Raw genomic sequence first — 1,199 nt, forward strand, 5'->3', positions numbered from 1 at the left:
AGACCCCCGCTCGGGCTACGCCCTCCCGGCGGTCTCATACGCACGCAAACCGTGGCCTGGTTTTACTCCGCCCATTGGCCTGATTTTGCTCCGCCGTTGACACGGTCAAGGTGAGATCAAAATCCAGGCCGGCGAGTTCTTCGAGCTCCTCCGCGAGGAGTTCCGACGACCATGTGGAATCCAGCGCGAGCTTGTTGTCGGCAATTCGAAGGGCACGCTTTTGCGCTTCCGAAAGATCTCTAATCCTGATGACCGGGATTGCATCGAGCCCCAGCAAATTGGCAGCCATCAGCCTGCCGTGGCCAGCGATGATCTCCTCGTGCTCATCGATCAGGATCGGGTTTACGAAACCAATCTGCCGGATGCTCTCAGCAATTTTCTTGATCTGCCGCTTTGGATGGATCCGGGCATTGCGCAGGTATGGGCGCAACGCAGCCGGCGGCATGATTTCGATCTGAAGGGAACGCATAGACCACACTCCAAGCACTTCGCCTGACATGCTTCTAGCATACTTCGATCAATACACAATACATCCTATATAAAAAAGGAATGTACATAAGTACAAAGAACATATCGTGATTTTATTGCAATTAATCGCGGATTATTTATTACAGATACAGGCGTAGTTGCTGTTAATGATGCAGGCAATTCTTTTCCGATTTTCGTTGGCGATACGTTTTCGTCCTTTCGGAACGGAGACCATAAAATTATTCGCCTGAAGTTAGCGAGCTGGGTAGCCAATGACGCCGTCGCCAATATCGAATTCGACGTTCGATCAATATTCGTAATTAGGATACTGGTGTCATTCGCTACATTCCTCGCAGCTTACGACGGTCCAGGGTCGGATTTGCCGAGGTGACCGCCCACATTCCGAGCTCGTTCAACGAATAGCCTGCACCGCCCTAGATATTTCGCTGCTTGCCGAAAACAATTCCCTGCTTTCCAAATAGGGAATTGCTCCGCCTCACCTTCTGATAATCCAGCCTTTTCTTCCCCGGTCACACCTCAAATCTGGATAGAATGCGCTGAAGTCCCTGTTTATCGACCCAAAACAGGGAATCTCGACGAGAGACGGGTTCGCTCGAGACTGCCTCCACCACCAGCGGAATTTCCCAAACTCTTGACCACATTGGCTGCCTGGTAAAGCGTTGTGAATTCCGTGGCTTACACCCCGAATACGCTGACACACGCTTAACTGA

1 protein-coding gene is annotated in these 1,199 nt (G+C 51.3%); it reads right to left on the minus strand.

Annotated elements, in window-relative coordinates:
• Positions 1–34: 34 nt before the first annotated feature.
• On the minus strand, positions 35–469 hold the full coding sequence (locus ACX3P0_RS25260) for a ParB/Srx family N-terminal domain-containing protein (protein ID WP_459092972.1): 435 nt from the start codon (positions 467–469) through the stop codon (positions 35–37).
• Positions 470–1,199 lie beyond the last annotated feature (730 nt).

The sequence above is a fragment of the Mesorhizobium sp. A556 genome (assembly GCF_054489545.1).

Coding starts and splice junctions, on each gene's coding strand:
- ACX3P0_RS25260 (WP_459092972.1), bottom strand. CDS start 469: ATGCGTTCCCTTCAGATCGAAATCATGCCGCCGGCTGCGTTGCGCCCA.